We start from the raw sequence: 20490 nt of genomic DNA on the forward strand, positions 1-20490 counted from the left end.
CATCACTCCCCTTTCGCCATGCGACGAACCTGGTACAAAATCAGGCACAACAAGCTGGCGCACACCAGAATGCCCATCAGGAAAGGCCAGGCAGCAGCAAAGCCTTCGGGCGAGCGCAGCAGCACACCAAACAGTGGCGGACCAAAGGCAAAGCCACCAAAAAACCCGACGGACAACAGCCCTGCGGTACGAGCCGGCGCCCCAAAACGGGCATCCCGCAGCAACATGCTCATGGCAATGGCATTGGTGGCAACCAGGGTCAAGCCAATGGCCAACACCCCGGCTCCCAGGGGCCAGAGCCTGTCCGGTGCAGCCATCATCATCAGCAACAAGGCCACAATCGGGATGACAAACAGAATGCCCAGCAACAAGGTTTCATCCCCAAAGCGGGCAGCAATGGGCGTCAAGAGCACTCGGGACACAATCCCCATTACCCCAAAGCCACTGACCAGCATCCCTATCCAGTACGGCGACACGCCCAGTTGCTGCGCAAATACGCCCAGAAAAGTGATGAAGGACGACAGCACCAGACCCGCGCACAGCTGAATGGCCATTAACAGCCAAAGTTGTTGGCTGGGCCAGGGCAAGCGCCAGGACATGCTGCCGGCTGCGGTGCTGGCTCTGGCTGGCAAAAGCTGCAGGGCAAAGTAGGACAGGCACAGCATGGCAGGTACCCACACCACAAACGCCCCCCGCCACCCCAGTTTGTAGGCCAGGGTGGGTAGGACCAGACCGGCCAGCAAGGCCGAAGCCTGCACGCCGGACTGCTTGATACCAACCAGCCCCGCCTTGCGCTCTGCCGGTACCAACTGGGCAATGGCCTGATTGGTCACCGGGTTGGCCAAGGACTGCGCCAGGCCGCACAAGAGCAAGGCCGTCAGCACACCCCAGAAACCCGGCAACACCGCAATCAGGCTGAAGGACATGGCCACCAGCAGGAACAGCAAAAACAAACCGTGCCGATTGCCCATGCGCTGCACCAAGGCCCCCGCCCACGGCGAAAGCAAGGCAGCCAGCCCAAAAGTGCTGGTGGTCAACCAACCCAGTTGCTCGCGCGAGATGCCCAGATCCTGAATGATTTGCGGGCCCAGGACGCCGATGGCATAGAACACCATCATGGGCATGCCCATCGCCAGAGTCATCAAACTGGCCAGCATCCAGGGTGAACGACTTGCCCGTGTCGATAGCATCATGCGACTGCCTTGTTCATATCTGCCATCTCTTGAGTGGCGTAGTGGGCTTGCAGCAAGTGCTTTCCAACGGTACTGATCAAGGCGTCGTCCGCCCCATCCAGAATATGCGTGGTACGCGCTGCCCGATAGATGCCGGACAAGGGGCTCCAATCGGCCAGCCCTTCGGCCCCCATGATCTGGATGGCGGAATCTGCTGCCGCGCTGACCGCATCCGACGACGCCAGCTTGGCCACATTCACCTCCACCGCATTGGGCAAACCCGCGTCGAACTTGACAGCCGCTTCACGCAGCAAGCAACGGGCCGAGGTAATGGCCCGGTACACCTGATAGACCCGCGCCCGAACCAGTTGCTTGTCCGCCAGACGGGCCAGTTCTCCGCGCTCCGAGTGAATGCGCTCGCACATGATTTCAAAACTGCGTTGCGCCAAGCCCAGCCATTGCACGGACCGCAAAATACGCCCCAGGGCCAGCCGCTTTTGCATCAGGGCAATGCCCTGCCCGGCGCGACCCAACACATAGTCTTCAGGCACGGCCACATTGTTGAACAGCAGCTCGTTCTGCCCCTGATAACGCCCCAGCAAGGGCAAGGGGCGCACAACTTTAAAGCCTGCCGCATCCGTGGGCACGATCACCATGGACAAGGACTCATTCACGGGGCCGTCCGCGCTGCGCGCCACCACGGTCGCAAAGCTGGCCTGTTGCGCCCGACAAATAAACCACTTGCGGCCATTCACATGCCATTGCCCGTCTTTCAGGCGAGCCTGACATTGCATGGTGGCCGGAATCGAACCAATGCTGTCCGGCTCGGACATGGCGTAGCTGGACACCGCATCCCCCTTGAGCAAGGGCGTCAGAAAGCGCTGTTTGACGCTGGCCGAGCCATGATGGCTCAACATATACGCATCCAGCGTGGCATCTGCCCCGAAAATGCCAGGGCCATATTCAGAGCGTCCTTCCTGTTCGGCCACAGGCAGGTACTCAACCAAACTGGCGATCCGACCACCACGATGCATAGGGTAGAAGCTGCCGAACAAACCCGCCTGTTGAGCACGACGTGTCAGGTCCAGAGTCAGCTCGCGGGCCAGATTATCCCCCTGGGCCAGAATGCCCTCGTTGGGGATGATCTCGGTATCCACAAACTGCCGCAGCTTGCGGCTCAAGGCTGCGCTGGAAATGGCAAGGTGGTTCATGCTGCTATCCCCGCTGCAGTCTTGGCCCCAGAGCCCAATGCAGCAGCATCAGCGGCCAAGGCGCGCTTGTCGATCTTGCCTGCAGGCGTCAGCGGCAGGCTGCGGTAAAAGCGCAGATACTCCGGCAGCTTGTTCACTTCCAGACCCTGCTCACGCAAGAAGTCGGTAATCTCTTTCAGGGAGAAACGTGGCACGCCTTCACGCACCGTCACGCACAAGCAAATACGCTGGCCCAGATCCGCGTCGGGAACCGGCACGCAAGCCACAGTGACTACATCCGGGTGAGCCATGACCAGGCCTTCAATTTGCACCGGGCTGATGTTCGCGCCACCACGAATAATGATGTCTTTCTTGCGACCTGCCAGCACCAACTGCCCTTGGGCATTGATATAGCCCAGATCGCCCGTTTTCACCCAACCCTGTTCGTCCCGATACTGGGCATCCAGCTCCGGAGCGTTCACATATTGCATGGGGCTCAAGGGACCACGTGCGGTGATTTCGCCTACCTCACCTTGCGGCACTTCGGCACCCTCGTCATCAATCAGGCGGATCTCGCACACCTGCGGATTGGGGGTCCCCACACTGCTCAAGACCACTTCGATGGGATCGTCCAGCGTGTTGTGGCAGTTCACCCCATCGGCTGAGCCGTACAGGCTGATAAAGCCGCACCCAAACGCTTCCACGCAACGGCGTACCGTAGCTTCGTCAATGACTGAACCGCCCACAATCAAGCCGCGCAAGCTGGCTTTATCGGCCTTCTCCAGCTCAGGCGCTGCCGCAATACGCTGGAACATGGTGGGCACGCCCAGAATAAAGCTGGGTTTGAAGGCATTGATGGCGGCAATCGCACTAGGCACATCAAACTTGGGCAAGACCACCAAAGAACCTCCCAACCAGCACAGCACACCGAAGGTGGCCGTAGAGCCAAATGAAGAACCCAGCGGCACCAGATACATGCCCCGGAACTCCACATCATTGGGGGAAATGCGTTGCAGGAATCGGCCCCGCCCACCCACCAGCGCATTATGCGAATAGGCCACCAGCTTGGGCTCGGACTCGGTGCCCGAGGACACCAGCAAACGCACTGGCGAATTGGGGGACACCACCGGCAATTCGGACAAGGACAGGGGTTCGCCCTCGAACAGAGAATCCAAAGTCATCCAGCCCGGACGCGATGGGCCTTGCACAATCAGGACACGCAAGGACAGCAGCGTAGGCCGCAAGGATTCGATCACTTCGCACAAATCAATGCCTGCATATTCATGCGGCACAATCACCGCCCGTGCATCGCAACGACGCACCAGCGACTGAATATCCAGCTTGCCCCGTCCGGGTGGGAAAGGCGCCACAATCGCCCCCAAAGCAGCGGCGGCCAGGTCAATGGCGCAGCACACCCAATGGTTGCTGAGCTGATACGCCACCACGTCTCCCGCCATAATCCCTGCCCGACGCAAGCTGCCTGCCAGACGCAGAGCCGCGTCCATCAAGGCGCTATAACTGATATTGCCTTCGGGCGAGAGCACCGCCAGTTTGTCCGGATGAGCCTGAGCTTTTTCCGCAAACAGCGTAAAGACCGGCTTGTTCGGGTAGGTACCGTCCTCTATCCAGCGTTGGCGCAATGACGCAGGGACCAGATCGATGATGCCAGCGTGATTCATAAAAACCTCCAGGGAGAATTAACAGACGAATAGCCCTTGTCATGGAAATGAGACGTCAGACGTGGATCAGCACGCAGTTGCGCCAGATTGCTATGGACGCGGCGGGCCGGTATGCCCAGCACATCCAGTTGCGTTTCCAGGCTACGGGCAGACTGGGACAGAAGACGATCCGGCAAGACCGTCCAGACAGCATCGGGCGACACATTCAGCCACCCGGCCAGGGCATGCAGATGCGTTTGATCCTGGCAGTCGATGACGATGAAGCCCTCGCCCGTCTGGAACACCGCCGACACGCCAGTTTTACTGATGGGAGAAACGGCCTGGGCCAGATGATCGGCCGTGGCTAACAAGGAGCTGCCTACCCGCAAGCCCGACCCGCTCAGGCCCCGGCGCAGCAAGGCGGCACTGATACCCAGCGCGGCCATCACCCCGCCCAGCACATCCAGCACCGTAAACAACGACCCGCCCCGTGCATCCGAGGTTTGAGATATGGTGTGAGCAATGCCCGACCAGGCTTGCACCGTGAAGTCCGTCCCCGGCGCATCCACTTGCTCCTGGCCCCAACCGCCCGCATAGGCGTAGACCAGATCCGGGCGCACCGCGTGCAAGTCCTGGGCATCCAGTTGCAGCTCGGCCGCCTTGCCCGGCGCCCAGTTATGCAGGAACACATCGGACTCGCTCACCAGCTCGTAAATGGCCTGGCGGCCTTGAGCCGATTTGATGTCCACTTCCTGCACCGTCTTGAATTGATTAAGCGCATCAAAGCGCACCGAGCAGCCATCCACGCACGGTGGCATGGCACGCAAGGGATCACCACCGGGCGGTTCCAGACGAATCACTTCGGCCCCCAGCAGCGCCAGCAAGTGACCGGCAATAGGCCCTTGAATCCGACGGCAGGACTCCACCACCCGCAAACCACGCAGGGGCAAATCGGCCTTGGACGGCAAGGTGCTCAATGAGCCGGGCGCGGCATGAATCTGATGCTGCCACAGACCGGCCAAGGCCGCGTAATCACTATCGCTCTGGCGTTGAGCCGGGGTACGTACCGGCAAGATGGCCATGCCGGTCTGCAAGGCCAGTTCCTGCAAACGGGCAAAGTTCAGGGCTTGCAGACTGCTTAAACACGCCGCGGGCATGGGGCACACCGCTTTGGCATAGCGCAGCAGAAATGCTTTCCAGGCCTGACCAGCCAGATCGGCCGGTACGCCCACTGTTTCCCAAAAAGCGCGCCAGGGTCGCGGGTCCAAGGTTTCCAGTTCAAAGACCACGCCGTCTTGCGAAACAAAGGGAGGCCGCAAGCCGGGATCGTAACTACCCGCCAATAACTGTTCGGGATCTTGAGCCGCCGTTGCCCCGGCCAGATACTGCCCGATACTGAGCAGGCCGCAGCCCAAGGGCGAAACCGACACCGTAGAGAAACGCCCGCCGCGCAATTGGCCCAAGGCCGCCGCCAAGGTCGCTTGCAGGGTCATGGCTGAACTGAGCACGGCCAGATAATCCAGGCCCAGCGTGCCCGAAAGCCCACTGGAGCGTCCATGCACGGACAAGATACCGCTGGCAGCCTGCATGCTCAGCTCGCTGATCGCGGCTTGCGTCATGCCGCCCGCCTCGGTTTCCAGATGCGTGCTAATCGTTCCAAAATCAGGCGAATACAGGCTGAATGCTGCTTCGTCTTGATGGCCTGCGGATTGTCCTTGTTCAGATAAACCCAGCAATCGAGCCTGACGGCTCAAGGCAGCAGGCAAGCCCGGCCAATACGGGGGCTGTGAGCCCATCTGCCAACGTAATCCGCAGCCATGTAGTAATTCAGACATAGTTCCAAACCAGAGTGATGCGCATGCCAAGTGCTGATTGCAGAAACCAGCACTTGCACCATGAAAATCCAGACCAGATGGTCTTAGCCCCCTGCTACGGCAGGCAGTACGGTCAGGCTGTCGCCAGCACGAATGGCGGTTTTCAGGCCATCACTGAAACGGATGTCCTCTTCGTTCACGTAAATATTCACGAAACGGTGCAGGTCTTCGCCGCTCATCAGGCGCGCCTTGATGCCGGGAAACTGACCTTCAAGATGCTCGATCACTTCGCCTACCGAAGCGCCCTGGGCCTGGACTTTCTTCTCGCCGTTCGTCAGTGGACGTAGCAAGGTCGGGATAGAGACTGAAATGGACATGCTTAAAACTCCTTTGAAATAGTGGTTTCCAACAGCCGGGACGCACGCCCCCCTTGGGGGAGCGACGCTGTTCCCTAGACAATCACGATGGTTTCTTCGGTCACACCGCCGTCGATAATCCGGAAGGATCGAACCGGCACGGTGGCCTGATCCCAGGTGGACACAATCAAGTAATGCAGTTCGGGATGGCCCGCAAAATCGATGTCATCCTTGCTGGGAAAAGCCTGGCTGGCGGTATGAGAGTGATAGATCACGCAACACTCCTGATCGTCCTCATCCAGACGGCGGTAGACCTGAAATTGCTCACGCGAATCGAACTGATAAAACACCTCCGAGGCCGCCCGGTTTTGCATGGGCAGCACACGCTCGGCCACCAGTGAACCCTCCTTGGCGGCGATCAGTCCGCATGCCTCGATGGGGTGATCCTGCTTGGCATGATTCAGAACTTGCTCCAGAGCAGAACGACGAATCTGCAAGGCCATAATGTGCTTCCTCCCGAACTTAGTAAGACGCCAATTCGGGAGCGACCTGCTCCACCCAAGCCAGCACGCCGCCTTCCAGATTGCGCACCTTGGGGGCCTTCAACTTGATCAGCTCTTCGCACACGGTCCTGGAACGCGCACCGGAGCGGCACGAAATCACCAGATCCGCATTCGGACCAAAGGCAGCCAGAATCTCGGCGGCGACGGTGGGCGATTTGGGCATCAGAATCGCGCCAGGAATATTCACGATTTCCCATTCATTGGGATCGCGCACGTCCACCAGGACAGGGGCCTGCTCTTGGTCCAGCAGCTCTTTCAGCTCCAGCACAGTCATGACAGGCACGGGGATGGCCATGGCATCAGCCGGTGGATTCAGGCCGCAGAAAGTTTGGTAATCGCCCAGCTCGGTCACGGGCTTGCGATTGGGCAGGCGGCGGATGGGCAGTTCGCGGTAGCACATATCCAGTGCGTCATAAGCGATCAGGCGGCCGATCAAAGGATCGCCAATGCCGGTAATCAGCTTGATGGCTTCGGTGGACATGATGGAGGCAATCGAGGCGCACAAGACACCAAACACACCGCCCTGCGCGCAAGACGGAGCCAGCTCGGGCGGTGGGGGCTCGGGGTACAGGTCGCGGTAGTTCAAACCTATGCCACCGGGCGCGTTTTCCCAAAACACCGAGACCTGGCCTTCAAAGCGGAAGATCGAACCCCAGACATAGGGTTTATCGGCCAGCATGCACGCATCATTGACCAGATAGCGGGTCGCAAAGTTGTCGGTGCCGTCCAGAATCAGGTCGTAGCGCGAGAACAGCTCGACCGCCATGTCCGGTTCCAATCTGTCGGTATACGTTTCTACCTTGATATGGGGGTTCAGCTTGTGAATCGCACGCTTGGCGCTTTCCACTTTCAGCTCGTCAATGCTGTCTACGGTGTGAATGATCTGGCGCTGCAGATTGGACTCATCCACCCGGTCAAAGTCGATGATGCCCAGTGTGCCCACCCCGGCTGCGGCCAAGTACAGCAAGGTGGGCGAACCCAAGCCCCCTGCTCCGATAACCAGCACTTTGGCATTTTTGATGCGGCGCTGGCCTTCCATGCCCACATTGGGAATCAAGAGGTGACGGCTATAACGGTTAACCTCTTCGCGGCTTAAAGGCTCACCGGGCTCAACTAATGGGGGCAAGGTCATAATGACTCCTGGTTAAATACATATGAATACGAACAAGACTTATTCTCAAATATGACTGAAAATGACACAATAGCCTTTGGGTTCTAATTTCTATGCGAAACGGAGCAAAAACGATGAACGCCAGCGCAACCTGCACACGCTGGCGTTTTCAGACCCTGACTTACTGGCTACGCAGCAAAACTTCGGTGCTGGCACCGACGCTGTGGCGAACGCGCCAAGCCAGTACAAAGGCGAACAGAACACCCAAGGTGAGCACGCCCAGCATGACAACCTGACCGAAACGGTCCAGCACGATGCCGGCGACAATGGGAACGGCCATACGGGCCAAGGTGAAGATGGTCGACTGCAAACCGTAGTCCGATGCATTGCGCTGTCTACGGGTAAAGAACATGGTCAGCCCAAAAAGCAATGCCGACACAGCCCCCATGCTGGCCGCAATCAACAGGGCGCTGCTGATCAGCCACACCGGCCCCAGCTTGGCCCAGACGGAAACCATCAACAGAATCAGAGACAGCAAGGCCGCCAGCAGATAAATCGGAATGGCACGCGCGGCACCCAGAAATGACGCCAAACGTCCGCCAATCAGGCTGAACACGGCACCGGTAATGCCACCGGCAATCCCGACCGTCCAGGCCACCTCTTCCAAAGGCATGCCCTGGTCCAGCATCAAGGGTTTCAAGTAGAACCAGACAGCGCCAATAAAGGGGAAGCTGGTCAGTAGCAGGCTGGTCCACTGCCGGGCCCCTTCCTGCCCGAAGAAGCTGACCCAATCGGCAACAAAACCGGGTGGTGCCTGCTCGGTCTCAGCCGCTTGCAAACCGGCTTTGGAACGCAAAAAGACAAAGGGCAAACAACCCATCACCAGCCCCAGGCCCATCAAGGCAAACGGTGCCTGCCAACCCCAACGGGCCTGCACCAGCACCATCACCCCCGCCCCGACGATCGCGCCCAGAAACAAGGCGGCAGAACGAATACTGCCTGCACGCAACTGCTCGTCACGCGGCAGGTATTGCACCGCCAAGGCATTCAAGGGGATGTCCATCCAGGTCGCCACAATGCTGATGGCAAAGGTCAGGGCAAACAGCAGGGTCCGCTGATCAATCAGATTCTCGCGGCCTATGCCTACATACAAAGCCAGCAACAAAACCGCCATCAACCACAGCCAATGCACAAAATGTCCGCCACCCAGGCGGACACGCTGTACCGGCATGGCCAGCACCAGCTTGAAAATGGCGGGCAAGGCCGCCAGCTGGAACAAGCCTATCTCGGTGCCGGACCAGCCATGCTGTCGCATCACCAGGGGCATACCCAGCATCAGGTAAATACTGGGGACGGCCAGCACCAGATTCATCCAGCCAAACAGCAGTTGCGCCCCCCATGCTTTCCACGTCTTCATTCTCATCACCCTTTGCACGCCTTGCGCGCAATCAATGCAGTGACGGGCGCAACCGGAAAGCGCACCTCATCAAACTGCTGAACATCATCAAATCCGGCTTGTTCCAGCAACTGGGCCAACTGCCCTTCCGGCAGCACATGGCGGCCTTGCATGCGCATATGCAGGTAGTAATGCAAAATCCGTTTGGCCTTGCTGACCTCGGTATGCACTTCGGCGTGACAGCACACCAGCACCCCACCGGGGCGCAGCGCGCGATACAGACGGGCCAGCAAAGCAGGAATATCCGGTACAAAATGCAGCACGGAAGAGCACCAGATCAGGTCATAATCCGCCCCGAAATCGTCCACCAGCAGATCACCAGCCAAGGTGCTGACACGCGCTTCCAGACCGGCACCAAGAATTTTTTGCTGGGCGACAACCGCCGCCGCTTCGTACTCGAACACCACGGCATTCAAGTCCTGCTGCTGTTGCGCCAAGGCGATGGCTACCAGTCCTGGCCCACCGCCCAAATCCAGCAAACGTTGCGCCTGCCAGAACTCCGGCACGGCTCCAAAAATTTCACAGGCCACCTCGGCCGTCACCGCCGTTTGTTCCTGGGCAATTTGTGAACGTGCCGCCGCTGCCCAGCCTTGCTGAATCAATGCCGGATCCGCTGGAGGCGATTTGCCATTACGCAGCAGCTCATCGAGCTGATTGCCCACCTGACGCAAGACGCCATGCCGAAACAGCAAGGCATCGCCACAATATTGCGCCGAACCCGGATTCAGATAACGCGCCGTTTGCGGCAGGCTGCGATAGCGTCGCGGACAGGTCCACTGACACTCCAGCAGCTCCAGACTCCACAGCAACTCCAGCAGGTAGGCAGTGTTGTCGGCGTCCCACTTGAGCACAAGCGCAAGTTCCTCCGCAGCGATAAACTTATCCAGATGCGCAAACACGCCATACCCCAAAGCCAGGTTCAAGGCATCTGCACTTAAACCCGCCAATTGCGCGTCCCAACAGGCTTGCAGAGCATGCGACTCCAGCAATTGCTCCGACAAAACGACTTCTCCTAGCGATCGATCCAGCACTGTTTTTTACCTCCGTGAATTCCACAATGGCCCTTCCCTCTGCCATCACAGCTAGAAATGATATATATTTAATGAGAATTATTTGCATTAAGATCTATGCTGAACGGAGCAATTCATATGCGAGGCGCTTTTAGCAGGAGAAATGATGAACACGCGCAAATTTGGCTATCGCTTAACCACGGATGAACCCAGGTCATGCCGCGCTCTGAGCGATGGCCGAGTCCGGCTGCAACTACCCGAAGAACTGGGCCACTGCTATTCCGAATGCGTGGAACTGGAACAAGGTTTTTTGTTGGGCCGTTTGCACTATCACCCCAGCCGATCGCTGGTTGAAGAAAGCAACGGCCCCCATGCGGGCCGTGTCATTGTGGTAACCGTGGGTCTGCAAGGACAGTCGGCCTATCAGGGTCGGGAGAGCTCAGATCTGCTGTTCAAGGCAGGCCATACCACGGTGACGGCTTTTCGATCCCTGCGGGGGGAACGCCACTATCAAGAGGACCAATCCGTATCGCAATTACGGCTGGTCATCAGCGAGGCGGCCTTGAACAAATACGTGGGCCCGGAACGCGCCACCCAGTTGATGGATTGCGTGGGACTGCACCGTCTGTCCTTTCATGCCAGCAGCCAGGCCACCATGGCCCATGCGGCGGCACTGGCACGCTATATGCAGCCGTGCACCCCGGAGCAGCCCATTCATCACCACAGGCTGAATCTGCAAATCCATGCACTCAGCTTGCTGGCCGAGCAGTTCAACCGCCTGGCCCCACCCGACGCCCCCAACAGCGCCCCGCTGTCGGTGGATGATATTCAACGGGTCGAGCGAGCACGCGATTTGCTCAGCTCGCAACTGGACCAGCAAATCACGGTGGAGTATCTGGCCACGACGGTAGGCATTAACGAGCACAAACTTAAAGAAGGTTTTCGCTATCTGTACGACAATACGCCTATCGGCCTGCTGCTTGAACTGCGTATGCGCAAAGCCTATACCTTGCTGGAGTCCGGCCAACAAGTGGCCCAGGCCGCCTGGCAAGTCGGCTACAAATACCCCAATAATTTTTCCGTCGCCTTTACGCGCTACTTTGGCCGCTCACCCAAATCCATTTTTGGCAACAAGCGCGCCTAAACCTTTGTATTTCCGCTGTTTTCGGCCTCTGCATTCATAGAGGCCCACCCTTCTTTCAGGCCGCCCCCTGCGGCCCTCTCCCTGAAAAGTTCCCCTCCTGCTTTGACAAATTCCTGCAGTTGCCGCGGATTTCCGGTCCTGCATAGGAATTGCTCCGTCCTGCATATCAATCTAAGTGATAATTATTCTCATTAATGTGAATAATATCCCCGTGCCTTTCCTCACCTTTTGAGACAAGTGGTGAGCCTGGCCAACAAACGGGAAGTATTTCCCCACGACAGATTGTTATTTTTCGCACGGAGCCCTGGTTCGTTTTATGTCCGCTACCCTTTCACCCTACACAAAAAAACACGCGCTCAAGCCGCTGGTGTATGCCTTGATTCTGGCCTCCTGGGCCGGGCAGACACAAGCCCAGAGCGTGGGCAGCGCCCCACCCTTCTCCCGTCAGGACGAGCGCCAGGACGATACGGACAGAGCCACTCGCCTGGACACCATTACCGTCGTACGTGAAACCCGCGATGAGGCCGGCAAGGCCGATGTCTTCGAGAAAGACGTCTCCAATGTGTACGCGGGCAAGGAAGAAATCGAGCTGTACAAGGGCAGCTCCGTGGGGGATTTGTTCAAGGGCCTGAACGGGGTGTATGCGGGGGATTCGCGCAATAGTGGCGCACTGGACCCGAACATTCGCGGTATCCAGGGTGAAGGCCGTATTCCCCTGACGATTGACGGCACGGAACAGGCAACATCAGTCTGGCTAGGACCGGCCGGGGTGGCCAACCGCAACTATGTTGATCCCAATATGATCAGCAGCATTCTGGTGGAAAAAGGCGTGTCGGCAACGTCGGGAGCCAGCGGGATTGGCGGATCGGTGCAGATCCGCACGCTGCAGGTTGAAGATATTGTCAAACCGGGCGAGACCTTCGGGATCGAGCTGAAGGCGGAGACGGCGACGAACTCAACCAAGCCGAATGAGCGGGCTTTTGGGATTTTCGGAAAGGACTATCGCGATATTCCAGGGGCGGTCTTTGATAGAGGAGGCAGCAACGGCGTTGTTCTACCTGACCACATTTCTCCAGACCGTATGCCGAAAGTCGGGAATAGCGGCAAGAACTTCAATTTTGAAGACCACTCCTACCGCCTGGCCATCGCCACACAACAAGAAAATTTTGATCTGCTAGCCGCATACAGCTACCGCAGTCGCGGCAACTATTACAGCGGTAAGAAAGGTAGTGACAAGTACGAGAACGACACCTGGCAAGAGGACGCAAATAGCGACTACAACCCGTCGTACTCCTTCCCCAGAGTGAGCTACATCGCCAAGTACTACCGTCCTGGTGAGGAAGTTCTGAACACATCCAGCGAACTGGAAACCACGCTGCTGAAAGGCACGTTGCGCCTACCTCACGATCAAGCCATTGATATGAGCTACATGCGCAGCAACCATACCTTTGGCGAAAACGTGCCATGGAACGTGGTCTGGGCAATCCATGCCCTGGATGGCTATGGTGAAAAAAATATCCTCCAAACCGAAAACCCGTATAGCAAGGTCAAACAAGACACCTGGAACCTGAACTACTCCTGGAATCCCGAAGGCAGTCGTTTCATCAACTTGAAGGCCGGAGCCTGGATTACCCAAAGCGATAGTGAGCGTCATCAGAATGGCGACATCATTTACGGGATCCAAGGCCAGGGCTTGAACAACGGACGCGATGGTGACTGGGACAACTACACAAATTGCCATGTCCTGGGCACAAACGGCTCTGAATGCGCTTGGGTACCTCCTACCGCCCCAGAAAAGCTGCCCAATACAGATGGGCGGTTCAACATCATCCCCAGAGCTTTGCAAATTACCGACCATAGGCGTAGTGGGCTGAACCTTAGCAACGCCATGACTTTACACCCAACTCTGGATCTAAGCTTATCGGCTGATTTCACACGAGAAAAGCTCAAGCAGCATGACGCTTCGGAGAAGCTCGAGAATCTGAACGAACTGACCTGGGGTGTGAACCACATGGGGCCTCGATCAGGCACCCGGCAGCAATGGAATTTTGGTTTTAACTTCGACTGGCGGCCTGTGGACTGGCTTCAGGTGAATGCTGGTGCACGCTATAGCGACTACTGGTCGTACGACGACAAGCTGGCCGAGATGCGTAGCCAGCAACATAAGGACTGGGCTATTCAGCCTGCCCTGAAAGGCTATAACTACCAGGTTCAGCGCTTAATGAGCAACCAGGAAGTTGCGGATTACGAAGGCCAAATCATTGAAAGAGAACTCCCGCTGTACAAGCAATATGAAGAAGACTGGCAGTTCATTTCCGATTTAGATCCGAGCATGCTGGAGGCCGTTTTCGGGCATACAAGCAAAAAATCATTTGAAGAAATGCTAGGCGATTCATTTCATAAAGGAAAAATTAACGGCTATCGCTATACCAAAGAAACGGTTTTTGTTCCCTCTGGCGAAAGTCACAAAGGTTTTACTGCCAATAACCCCTTTACCAATGGCGAAATTGACTCAACAGAGCAAGTCACCGATGCGCAGGGGCAAAAGGGCACAGTAGACAAATACATTGCCTCGGTAAGCAATCGCAAACCTGTTTACCAAGACGAATCTGAAATACCCAATAAATGGGAAGAACCTAAAAAACAAAAAGACCATGCTTGGGTTCCTCACATCGGGCTGACAGCCTTCATTACAGACGATATTCGTCTTTATGCCCGTTACAACGAATTTGTACGTTTTCCAAGCCTGTTCGAGTCCTCCATGGCCTTGGCTGGTGGCAGCAAGCGCTCGACCGGGGCAGCTACTCGTCCTGAACACGCCTACAACTGGGAAATCGGCTATGTCCACAATCTGAGCAGCTACTTCCCAAGCCTGGACTATGCAGACCTCAAGATCAACTACTTCAATAACCGGATCAAAGACTATATAGACCGTGACTGGGACTTCAATACCGTGCAGTTTGCCGAGAAGAAAATGTCAGGTATTGAACTGCAAGCTCGCGTAGACAGCGGCAAATACTTTGCCAACTTTGGCGGAACCTACCGCTTAAAGCAGCAGCTATGCGATGCCGACTACGCCCAGACGTTTATGCCCATCCCCGGAGCCGCAGGAAGCGACAACATTCCTGCCTGCGTTGATGGCGGCTTCCCTCGCACCTTTGCCAGAACCAGTCTGCAACCGCAGTACTCCCTGAACCTGGATGTCGGTGCACGCTTGCTGGAAAAGAAACTACTGCTCGGAGCACGTGCGGTGTATCACAGCGCCGCAAAAAACAAAGATGAAGGGCATTTTGGTGGCCTTGGCTGGGCATTTAACAGAACGAACTACTGGAACCCCATTTTGGTCTTCGATGCCTACGCCAGCTATCAGGTACAGAAAAACCTGAATGTGGACGTGGCAATCAGCAATCTAACTAATCAGTACTACCTGGACCCCATGGCCCGCACTTCTATGCCGGCCCCCGGACGAACGGTGCGCGTCGGTATGACAGCACGTTTTTAAGTAAATCGGTTTTTTTGGTCGTTTTCGTAAAAACGCCCTTTTTCTTCACTTAATGGAGTTCGTAATGAAAGCAAGTCTGAATGTACAAAAACTGGCTATTGTTTCGGCTTTCCTGCTGGCCTCCGCCAGCAGCTTCGCTGCCCCCGTAGCTGGTGGTTCCTCGAAAGCATTCGTAGTGGCGGATAAGCCGTCCACAATGATGGCTCAGGGCGAAGCTGGTATCTCCATGCCAGGTACTGACCCTTATGACGCCACCAAACAATCGGGTGTGGTGAGCTTCAAAAGCGGTCCTCTTTGGCAAACGAATCAAGTGCTGGGTGGTGCTGATGGCAATGGATATATTCAAATGCCCTTGGGAACAAACATTGCTGAAACATGGCGCCATACCATCACCAGCGGTGTAGGAGCAGGCACTCAAATTTACGCCTATCGCCAACTGAACAATCCTCTGCCGGGCTACCCCCACTTCGGTGGCGAAGTAGTTGCCAAGGTTTCCGGCCAAGAAGTGTATTTTGGTGAGTGGGCTCCCCGCATAGCCGGTACACCTCCAGCAAGCAGCACGGATCTGAACCTGAGCCATGCTGACCGCACTGTGTTCTACACCGGCGAAAACCCAACTACAGCCATGCCTAACCTGGTCAATGCCAAGTACGACGTTGTAGGTGTCAACCAATACAACCCCGGCACCCAGGCTGGTATCTCCAAAGGCACCCTGACCGCCAACTACGGTGGTGGTACAGGTACTCTGGCTGGTCTGGTTGGCACTGTTTTGTTTAATGGCACAACCATTGCTTCCGATGGCTCTTTCGCTAAAAACTTTAGCGGTAGTACAGCCAAAATTGAGGGCCAATTCTACGGCGCAGCCGCTGACGCCTTGGCCGGGATTTACTACAACCCAGCCAACGGTGCCAATGACATGGCCTTCGGCGGTGCCAAGCAGTAATCCGCCTCTGACAACACGCTAGTGTTGCCATAAGAAAAAGGGGATCGACAAGCTCGATCCCCTTTCTCTCCGGACCCTGCGTCCATCTCCCCTTTTTCTTGCAAGGTTTTCATTCATGCATGGGCGAGCCCTTCCCCTTTTGTGCCTGCTGCTGGTCATGGCATCCAGCGCGGTGCTAGCCAACGACGACGATACGCGCCGACTTCTGAATCAAATCGACCGCAATCTGAACGAACGCGAACGCTCCCATTTAGTGGAAGAAACCCCGCCTGATGTGGCCCCATCAGCTCTGATCACCATCAACGGCACAACCTATAGCGTCGATGCCACGCTGACTGATCTGGAACCGGCCATTTATGTCGCCATCAATCTGCAGCAGTGGGCCAAGGTGGATCAGTTTGTAGAAAAATATCAGGAGCTGCCCGGCCACAACCCTGCTTTGGTGCTGATGGCTCAAGGTATGGTGGCCCGTAGCAAGGACAATCACAGCCTGGCGATCAGCAAGCTGCGCCAGGCTCAGGAAAGCGATCCCACTATGATGCGCGCCAAGCTGGAGCTGGCCCGCGTACTGTTCGAGGACTATCAATCCAGCGAAGCGAAAGAACTGTTCAGCCAGATTTCCTCTGCCGGTATTCCTGATGAAGTACGGCCCGTAATTGAAGGCTTCCAGGGTGCCTTGCAGGACCGCAATGCCTGGCACGGTTCCGCCTCGATTGGCTTGGGCTACAACAGCAATATCAACAAAGAAAACGGCCAGCAAGACACCTTCTTTACCTGCTATTTCTTTGGGTGCTTTCCGTCAGTGCGCAAGATGCCGGACCCGGTCAAATCCACCGCCATGGTCTACGACCTGACCTTGAACCGGCGTTTCCAGCTAAGCGGCAACCACAACCTACTACTGCGCGGCCTGAGCTACGGCAATCTTTACGACAAGCATAAGGAAGCCGAGCCCAAGGACATTTATTACAGCGACAACACCAGCATTATTTACGCGGGCTACAACTATCAGGACGCTAAAAACGATCTGTCGATTACGCCCTTGTTCGAGAACAATTACACCAACCGTCGCACCAGCTATCAGTCCTGGGGCGGGCGCGTGGACTGGAAGCACAATCTTAGCGACAGGCTGCAAGTAGGCGTGAATGCCCAGCACAAGAGCCTGTCCTACAAAGGCGATTTACGGCAGTACTTTGAAGAAGTCAAAGAGAACCAGATAGGCTTGTACGGCTCGTATCTGATTGATGCCAAAACCGTGGTCTACGGGGGCCTGAATTACACCCGTAATCTGCAGTCTCAGCAAACCGCGCAAAGCCGCAGCTATATGGCAAACCTGGGAATTTACAGGGCCTTTGATGCGGGTTTCAATATCAACGCCACGGCCCTGTACCGGCAGACCCGTCACGATGCCGAGGACTTGTTCCTGGGTGGGCTGCGCAAGGACCGGCAACAGATTTATATCCTGAACGTGGGCATGCCACGCTTTGCGTTCAAAGGCATTACACCCAATTTGTATGTGAAGCACACCTTCAACAACAGCAATATCGACTGGGCTTTCAAATACAAGCAAACCGAAGTCGCGCTGAAACTGGAAAAGCGTTTTTAAGCAGGGACTCCTTCGACCTTGGCAACTGATCGGGTGCCGTCCCCTTTTAGCATCAGGCTCCTGAAGCGACAGGTATCTTTTTTAGTGACAGGGAGCGTCGTGCCACTGTTGAAAGAAGCGTTTTCAATGAGGTATCGAGGTTCTGTGGCAGGTCTCAAGGCCCAGCGGCAGCGTGTAGATCAGCCCTTCCCGTGATGCTGCTCTAGGAGACAGGACGATAAGGTCTTATTCCCTGGATCAAACACTTAACAAGCATGAGACTATATGAACTTGCGGGGCAGACCGCCCTGCATTTGCCTTGTCTGCTTGCGTTGCGACCTATTGCGCCCCCAGCGCAGACAAAAAAAACCACAAAAATTGCCAAGTGAAAGCCCGGTTGACCATCAGCCGGGATATAGTCGAGCAATCGATTTTCCTTAGCAGACAGAATACTTATCCCTTGGAGTCTTTCCCCATGCTTGGCCAAGAAAAAGAAACTCGCTCTGATACCAGCCCTCAAGACAGCGCCTTTCTGGAAGAAAAAGCCTTCCGCGCCCGTACTGTGCTGGTCTTTGGCACCATCACGGATAAGCTCGCCTCGGAAACCGTGCGCAAGCTGCTGGCGCTGGATGCCGAATCCACCGCCCCTATCACCATGATCGTGTCCTCGCCCGGTGGTCACCTGGAGTCCGGCGACGCCATCCATGATGTGGTGCGCTTCATTTCCTCGCCCGTCACCATGGTGGGTACCGGCTGGGTGGGCAGTGCTGCTACCCACCTGTTCCTGGGTGCCGCCCGCGAGCGTCGTGTGTGCCTGCCTCAAACCCGTTTTCTGATTCACCAACCCAGCGGTGGCGCCGGTGGTCAGGCCAGCGATATGGCCATTCAAGCCCAGGAAATCATGAAAGCGCGTGAACGTATCGCCCAGGTAATTGCCCGTGAAACCGGCCAGCCTATCGAGCGTGTGCGTGACGATATCGAGCGCGACAAATGGATGAGTGCCGAGGAAGCCATTGAATATGGCCTGATCTCACGCATTATCGAACGCCGTGACGAACTGCTGCCTGCCAGCAAGTAATGACCATTTGAGGGCCCCATCATGCTGACTATTCTTGGCAGAGAATCCTCCATCAATGTGCGCAAAGTCATGTGGACCTGCGCGGAGTTGAATCTGGAATTTGAGCGGCAGGATTGGGGCATAGGCTTCAAGGACGTCAACACGGACGAATTCCGTGCGCTGAACCCCAACGCAAAAATCCCCGTCCTGCTGGATGGGGAACGTGTGCTGTGGGAATCCCATACCATTGTGCGTTATCTGGCCAACCGCCAGGCACCGACGGCCTTATATCCGCAAGATGCCTGGCAAAGAGCCAAGGTGGATCAGTGGCTGGACTGGCAGGCCTCCGAGCTGAACCCGACCTGGACATATGCGTTCTGGAGTTTGGTGCGTCAATCGCCCAAACATCAGGACGCCGCACAGGTTCAGGCATCCTTGGCAGCCTGGACCCAAGCAATGGGGATTTTGGAAAAACACTTGGCACAGACCCAGGCCTATGCTGCCGGAACGAAATTCACCCTGGCCGATATCATTCTGGGCCTGTCCATTCACCGCTGGCTGAATACGCCGTTTGATCGCCCGGTACTCAAGGCAGTCGAAGACTACTACCACCGTCTGGCCGCGCGGCCTGCCTTTATAAAGCAATGTGCCGGTTTTCCCTAAGCACTGCGTTGCCTTGCCTGACCAAAGCCGCCCGCTGTGTTCGCGGCTTTTTTTATGCCTGGCTGAACAGCGGGATGCTTGACGCCTTTTTACCAAAACGGCAACGGAAAACCAGCAAACTCCAAATCCAAATCTACTTAAAATTTGGCGCCAGATAACTGGGAAATACCTCATCTGTCGGCCGTCGGTTTTGTAATATACTTTTCCGCATGCGCGCCCTGGGTCCCCGTTTCGTTTCCCGCGAAATCCGAGTTTGGCAACTTCTGTTTTGCCTGGCTCTGCTGGCCTACGTCTGTCGCGCCATCGTCCCGGCAGGCTACATGCCTACCCGCTCAGGACAAGACAATGGCTTTGCCATTACCTTCTGTACGGCTGGCAATGCTGCCAATACGCTCTGGATTGATCTGGTCGGCCAGGATGGCCAGGCGGATTCCGATACGCATCACAATCAACAGGACTGCCCCTTTGGTATCGCGGCCTCCCCCGCCTTGTTGCCGACCCTGGATGCGCCTGTTCTGATCAGCCTGATTAGGTACCGGCCGGTTTTGTTAGCCCAGAGCAACCAAACCCTGCCACCGCTGCCGGCACAAGGCCCTCCTTTAGGTTCACGCGCCCCGCCTTTATTCCTCGCTTGATGTGTTCCCGTCCTTTGACGGTTTCTCTTTTTTATCTAGCCGAGGTTTTCAATGTCGATTTCTTCTACGTCTTTCCGTGCCACTCTGGGCATGGCTGTCGTGCTGTTCGCGTCTTCCGCTGTGGCACACGTTTCCCTGCAAACCAAGCAAGCCCCGGTGGGCAGCAGCTACAAGGCGGTTCTGTCCGTGCCGCATGGTTGCAAAGGCTCTGCCACCACCAAAATCCGTGTCCGTATTCCTGAAGGTGTGGTCGGTGTAAAGCCACAGCCCAAAGCAGGCTGGACCCTGGAAACAGTAAAAGGTGACTACAAGCAGGCCTACACGCGTTGGGGTGCCAAAGTCCGCTCCGGCGTTCAGGAAGTGGTGTGGGCTGGCGGCCCCTTGCTGGATGAGCACTATGACGAGTTCGTGTTCATCAGCTACCTGGCCGATGAACTCAAGCCCAATAGCACGCTCTACTTCCCGGTTGTTCAGGAATGCGAACAAGGCGTGGAGCGCTGGATTGATCAGGCAGCGCCTGGTACTAAGGAAGCGGCAGACCATTCCGACGCCCCCGCTCCTGCGTTGCAACTTTTGCCCAAGCCTTAAACACCCAGGCGGCTGATGCCTTTGGGCATCAGCCTGAAGGAGATCT

The 20490-nt window shown here is 56.5% G+C and carries 17 protein-coding genes; 8 read left to right on the forward strand and 9 right to left on the reverse strand.

What is annotated here, in order from left to right:
* Positions 1-2: 2 nt before the first annotated feature.
* From MID00_RS19185 to MID00_RS19225, 9 genes are all read right to left on the reverse strand, one after another.
* Positions 3-1193, reverse strand: coding sequence for a CynX/NimT family MFS transporter (locus MID00_RS19185; RefSeq protein ID WP_254499348.1), 1191 nt, complete (start codon positions 1191-1193; stop codon positions 3-5).
* Positions 1190-2383 (reverse strand): acyl-CoA dehydrogenase family protein, encoded by a 1194-nt coding sequence (locus tag MID00_RS19190; RefSeq protein ID WP_254499349.1) that lies wholly within the window; start codon positions 2381-2383, stop codon positions 1190-1192. The genes MID00_RS19185 and MID00_RS19190 overlap by 4 nt, the downstream gene beginning before the upstream one ends.
* Positions 2380-4041: a class I adenylate-forming enzyme family protein gene (locus MID00_RS19195; protein WP_250757104.1), complete on the reverse strand. Its 1662-nt coding sequence runs from the start codon at positions 4039-4041 to the stop codon at positions 2380-2382. Before MID00_RS19195 ends, MID00_RS19190 begins: the two co-directional genes overlap by 4 nt.
* Positions 4038-5855, reverse strand: a complete 1818-nt coding sequence (locus MID00_RS19200; protein ID WP_254499350.1) for a CoA transferase — start codon at positions 5853-5855, stop codon at positions 4038-4040. Before MID00_RS19200 ends, MID00_RS19195 begins: the two co-directional genes overlap by 4 nt.
* A gap of 83 nt (positions 5856-5938) precedes the next feature.
* Positions 5939-6211, reverse strand: a complete 273-nt coding sequence (locus tag MID00_RS19205) for a MoaD/ThiS family protein (protein ID WP_088452694.1) — start codon at positions 6209-6211, stop codon at positions 5939-5941.
* A 74-nt stretch (positions 6212-6285) separates the two neighbouring features.
* A complete protein-coding gene (locus MID00_RS19210; RefSeq protein ID WP_009454601.1) occupies positions 6286-6693 on the reverse strand; it encodes a Mov34/MPN/PAD-1 family protein in 408 nt (135 codons plus the stop codon).
* Positions 6694-6712: 19 nt separating this feature from the next.
* On the reverse strand, positions 6713-7885 hold the full coding sequence (gene moeB, locus MID00_RS19215; protein WP_009454603.1) for a molybdopterin-synthase adenylyltransferase MoeB: 1173 nt from the start codon (positions 7883-7885) through the stop codon (positions 6713-6715).
* Positions 7886-8045: 160 nt separating this feature from the next.
* Positions 8046-9281, reverse strand: coding sequence for an MFS transporter (locus tag MID00_RS19220; protein ID WP_254499351.1), 1236 nt, complete (start codon positions 9279-9281; stop codon positions 8046-8048).
* Positions 9282-9286: 5 nt separating this feature from the next.
* Entirely contained in the window at positions 9287-10321 is a 1035-nt protein-coding gene (locus tag MID00_RS19225) for a class I SAM-dependent methyltransferase (protein ID WP_203144804.1), read from the reverse strand.
* A gap of 175 nt (positions 10322-10496) precedes the next feature.
* Between MID00_RS19225 and MID00_RS19230 the strand changes: the two genes are divergently transcribed.
* The 8 genes from MID00_RS19230 to MID00_RS19265 all read left to right on the forward strand — a co-directional run bounded on the left by MID00_RS19230 (position 10497) and on the right by MID00_RS19265 (position 20444).
* On the forward strand, positions 10497-11474 hold the full coding sequence (locus MID00_RS19230; protein ID WP_021446683.1) for an AraC family transcriptional regulator: 978 nt from the start codon (positions 10497-10499) through the stop codon (positions 11472-11474).
* A gap of 316 nt (positions 11475-11790) precedes the next feature.
* Positions 11791-14976 carry a TonB-dependent receptor gene (locus MID00_RS19235; protein ID WP_254499352.1) on the forward strand — a complete coding sequence of 1062 codons (3186 nt, stop codon included), beginning with the start codon at positions 11791-11793 and terminating at the stop codon, positions 14974-14976.
* 64 nt (positions 14977-15040) lie between these two features.
* Positions 15041-15919 (forward strand): Slam-dependent surface lipoprotein, encoded by an 879-nt coding sequence (locus tag MID00_RS19240; RefSeq protein ID WP_250757100.1) that lies wholly within the window; start codon positions 15041-15043, stop codon positions 15917-15919.
* Positions 15920-16076: 157 nt separating this feature from the next.
* Entirely contained in the window at positions 16077-17522 is a 1446-nt protein-coding gene (locus MID00_RS19245; RefSeq protein WP_254499353.1) for a surface lipoprotein assembly modifier, read from the forward strand.
* 454 nt (positions 17523-17976) lie between these two features.
* Positions 17977-18579, forward strand: a complete 603-nt coding sequence (locus tag MID00_RS19250; RefSeq protein WP_009454612.1) for an ATP-dependent Clp protease proteolytic subunit — start codon at positions 17977-17979, stop codon at positions 18577-18579.
* 21 nt (positions 18580-18600) lie between these two features.
* Entirely contained in the window at positions 18601-19221 is a 621-nt protein-coding gene (locus tag MID00_RS19255) for a glutathione S-transferase family protein (protein WP_254499354.1), read from the forward strand.
* A 320-nt stretch (positions 19222-19541) separates the two neighbouring features.
* Positions 19542-19856, forward strand: coding sequence for a DUF2946 family protein (locus tag MID00_RS19260; protein ID WP_137430945.1), 315 nt, complete (start codon positions 19542-19544; stop codon positions 19854-19856).
* 51 nt (positions 19857-19907) lie between these two features.
* Positions 19908-20444: a YcnI family protein gene (locus MID00_RS19265; protein ID WP_254499355.1), complete on the forward strand. Its 537-nt coding sequence runs from the start codon at positions 19908-19910 to the stop codon at positions 20442-20444.
* The last annotated feature ends 46 nt before the right edge of the window (positions 20445-20490 follow it).

It is taken from the genome of Alcaligenes sp. NLF5-7, from assembly GCF_024266725.1.
GTDB lineage: Bacteria > Pseudomonadota > Gammaproteobacteria > Burkholderiales > Burkholderiaceae_B > Alcaligenes > Alcaligenes phenolicus.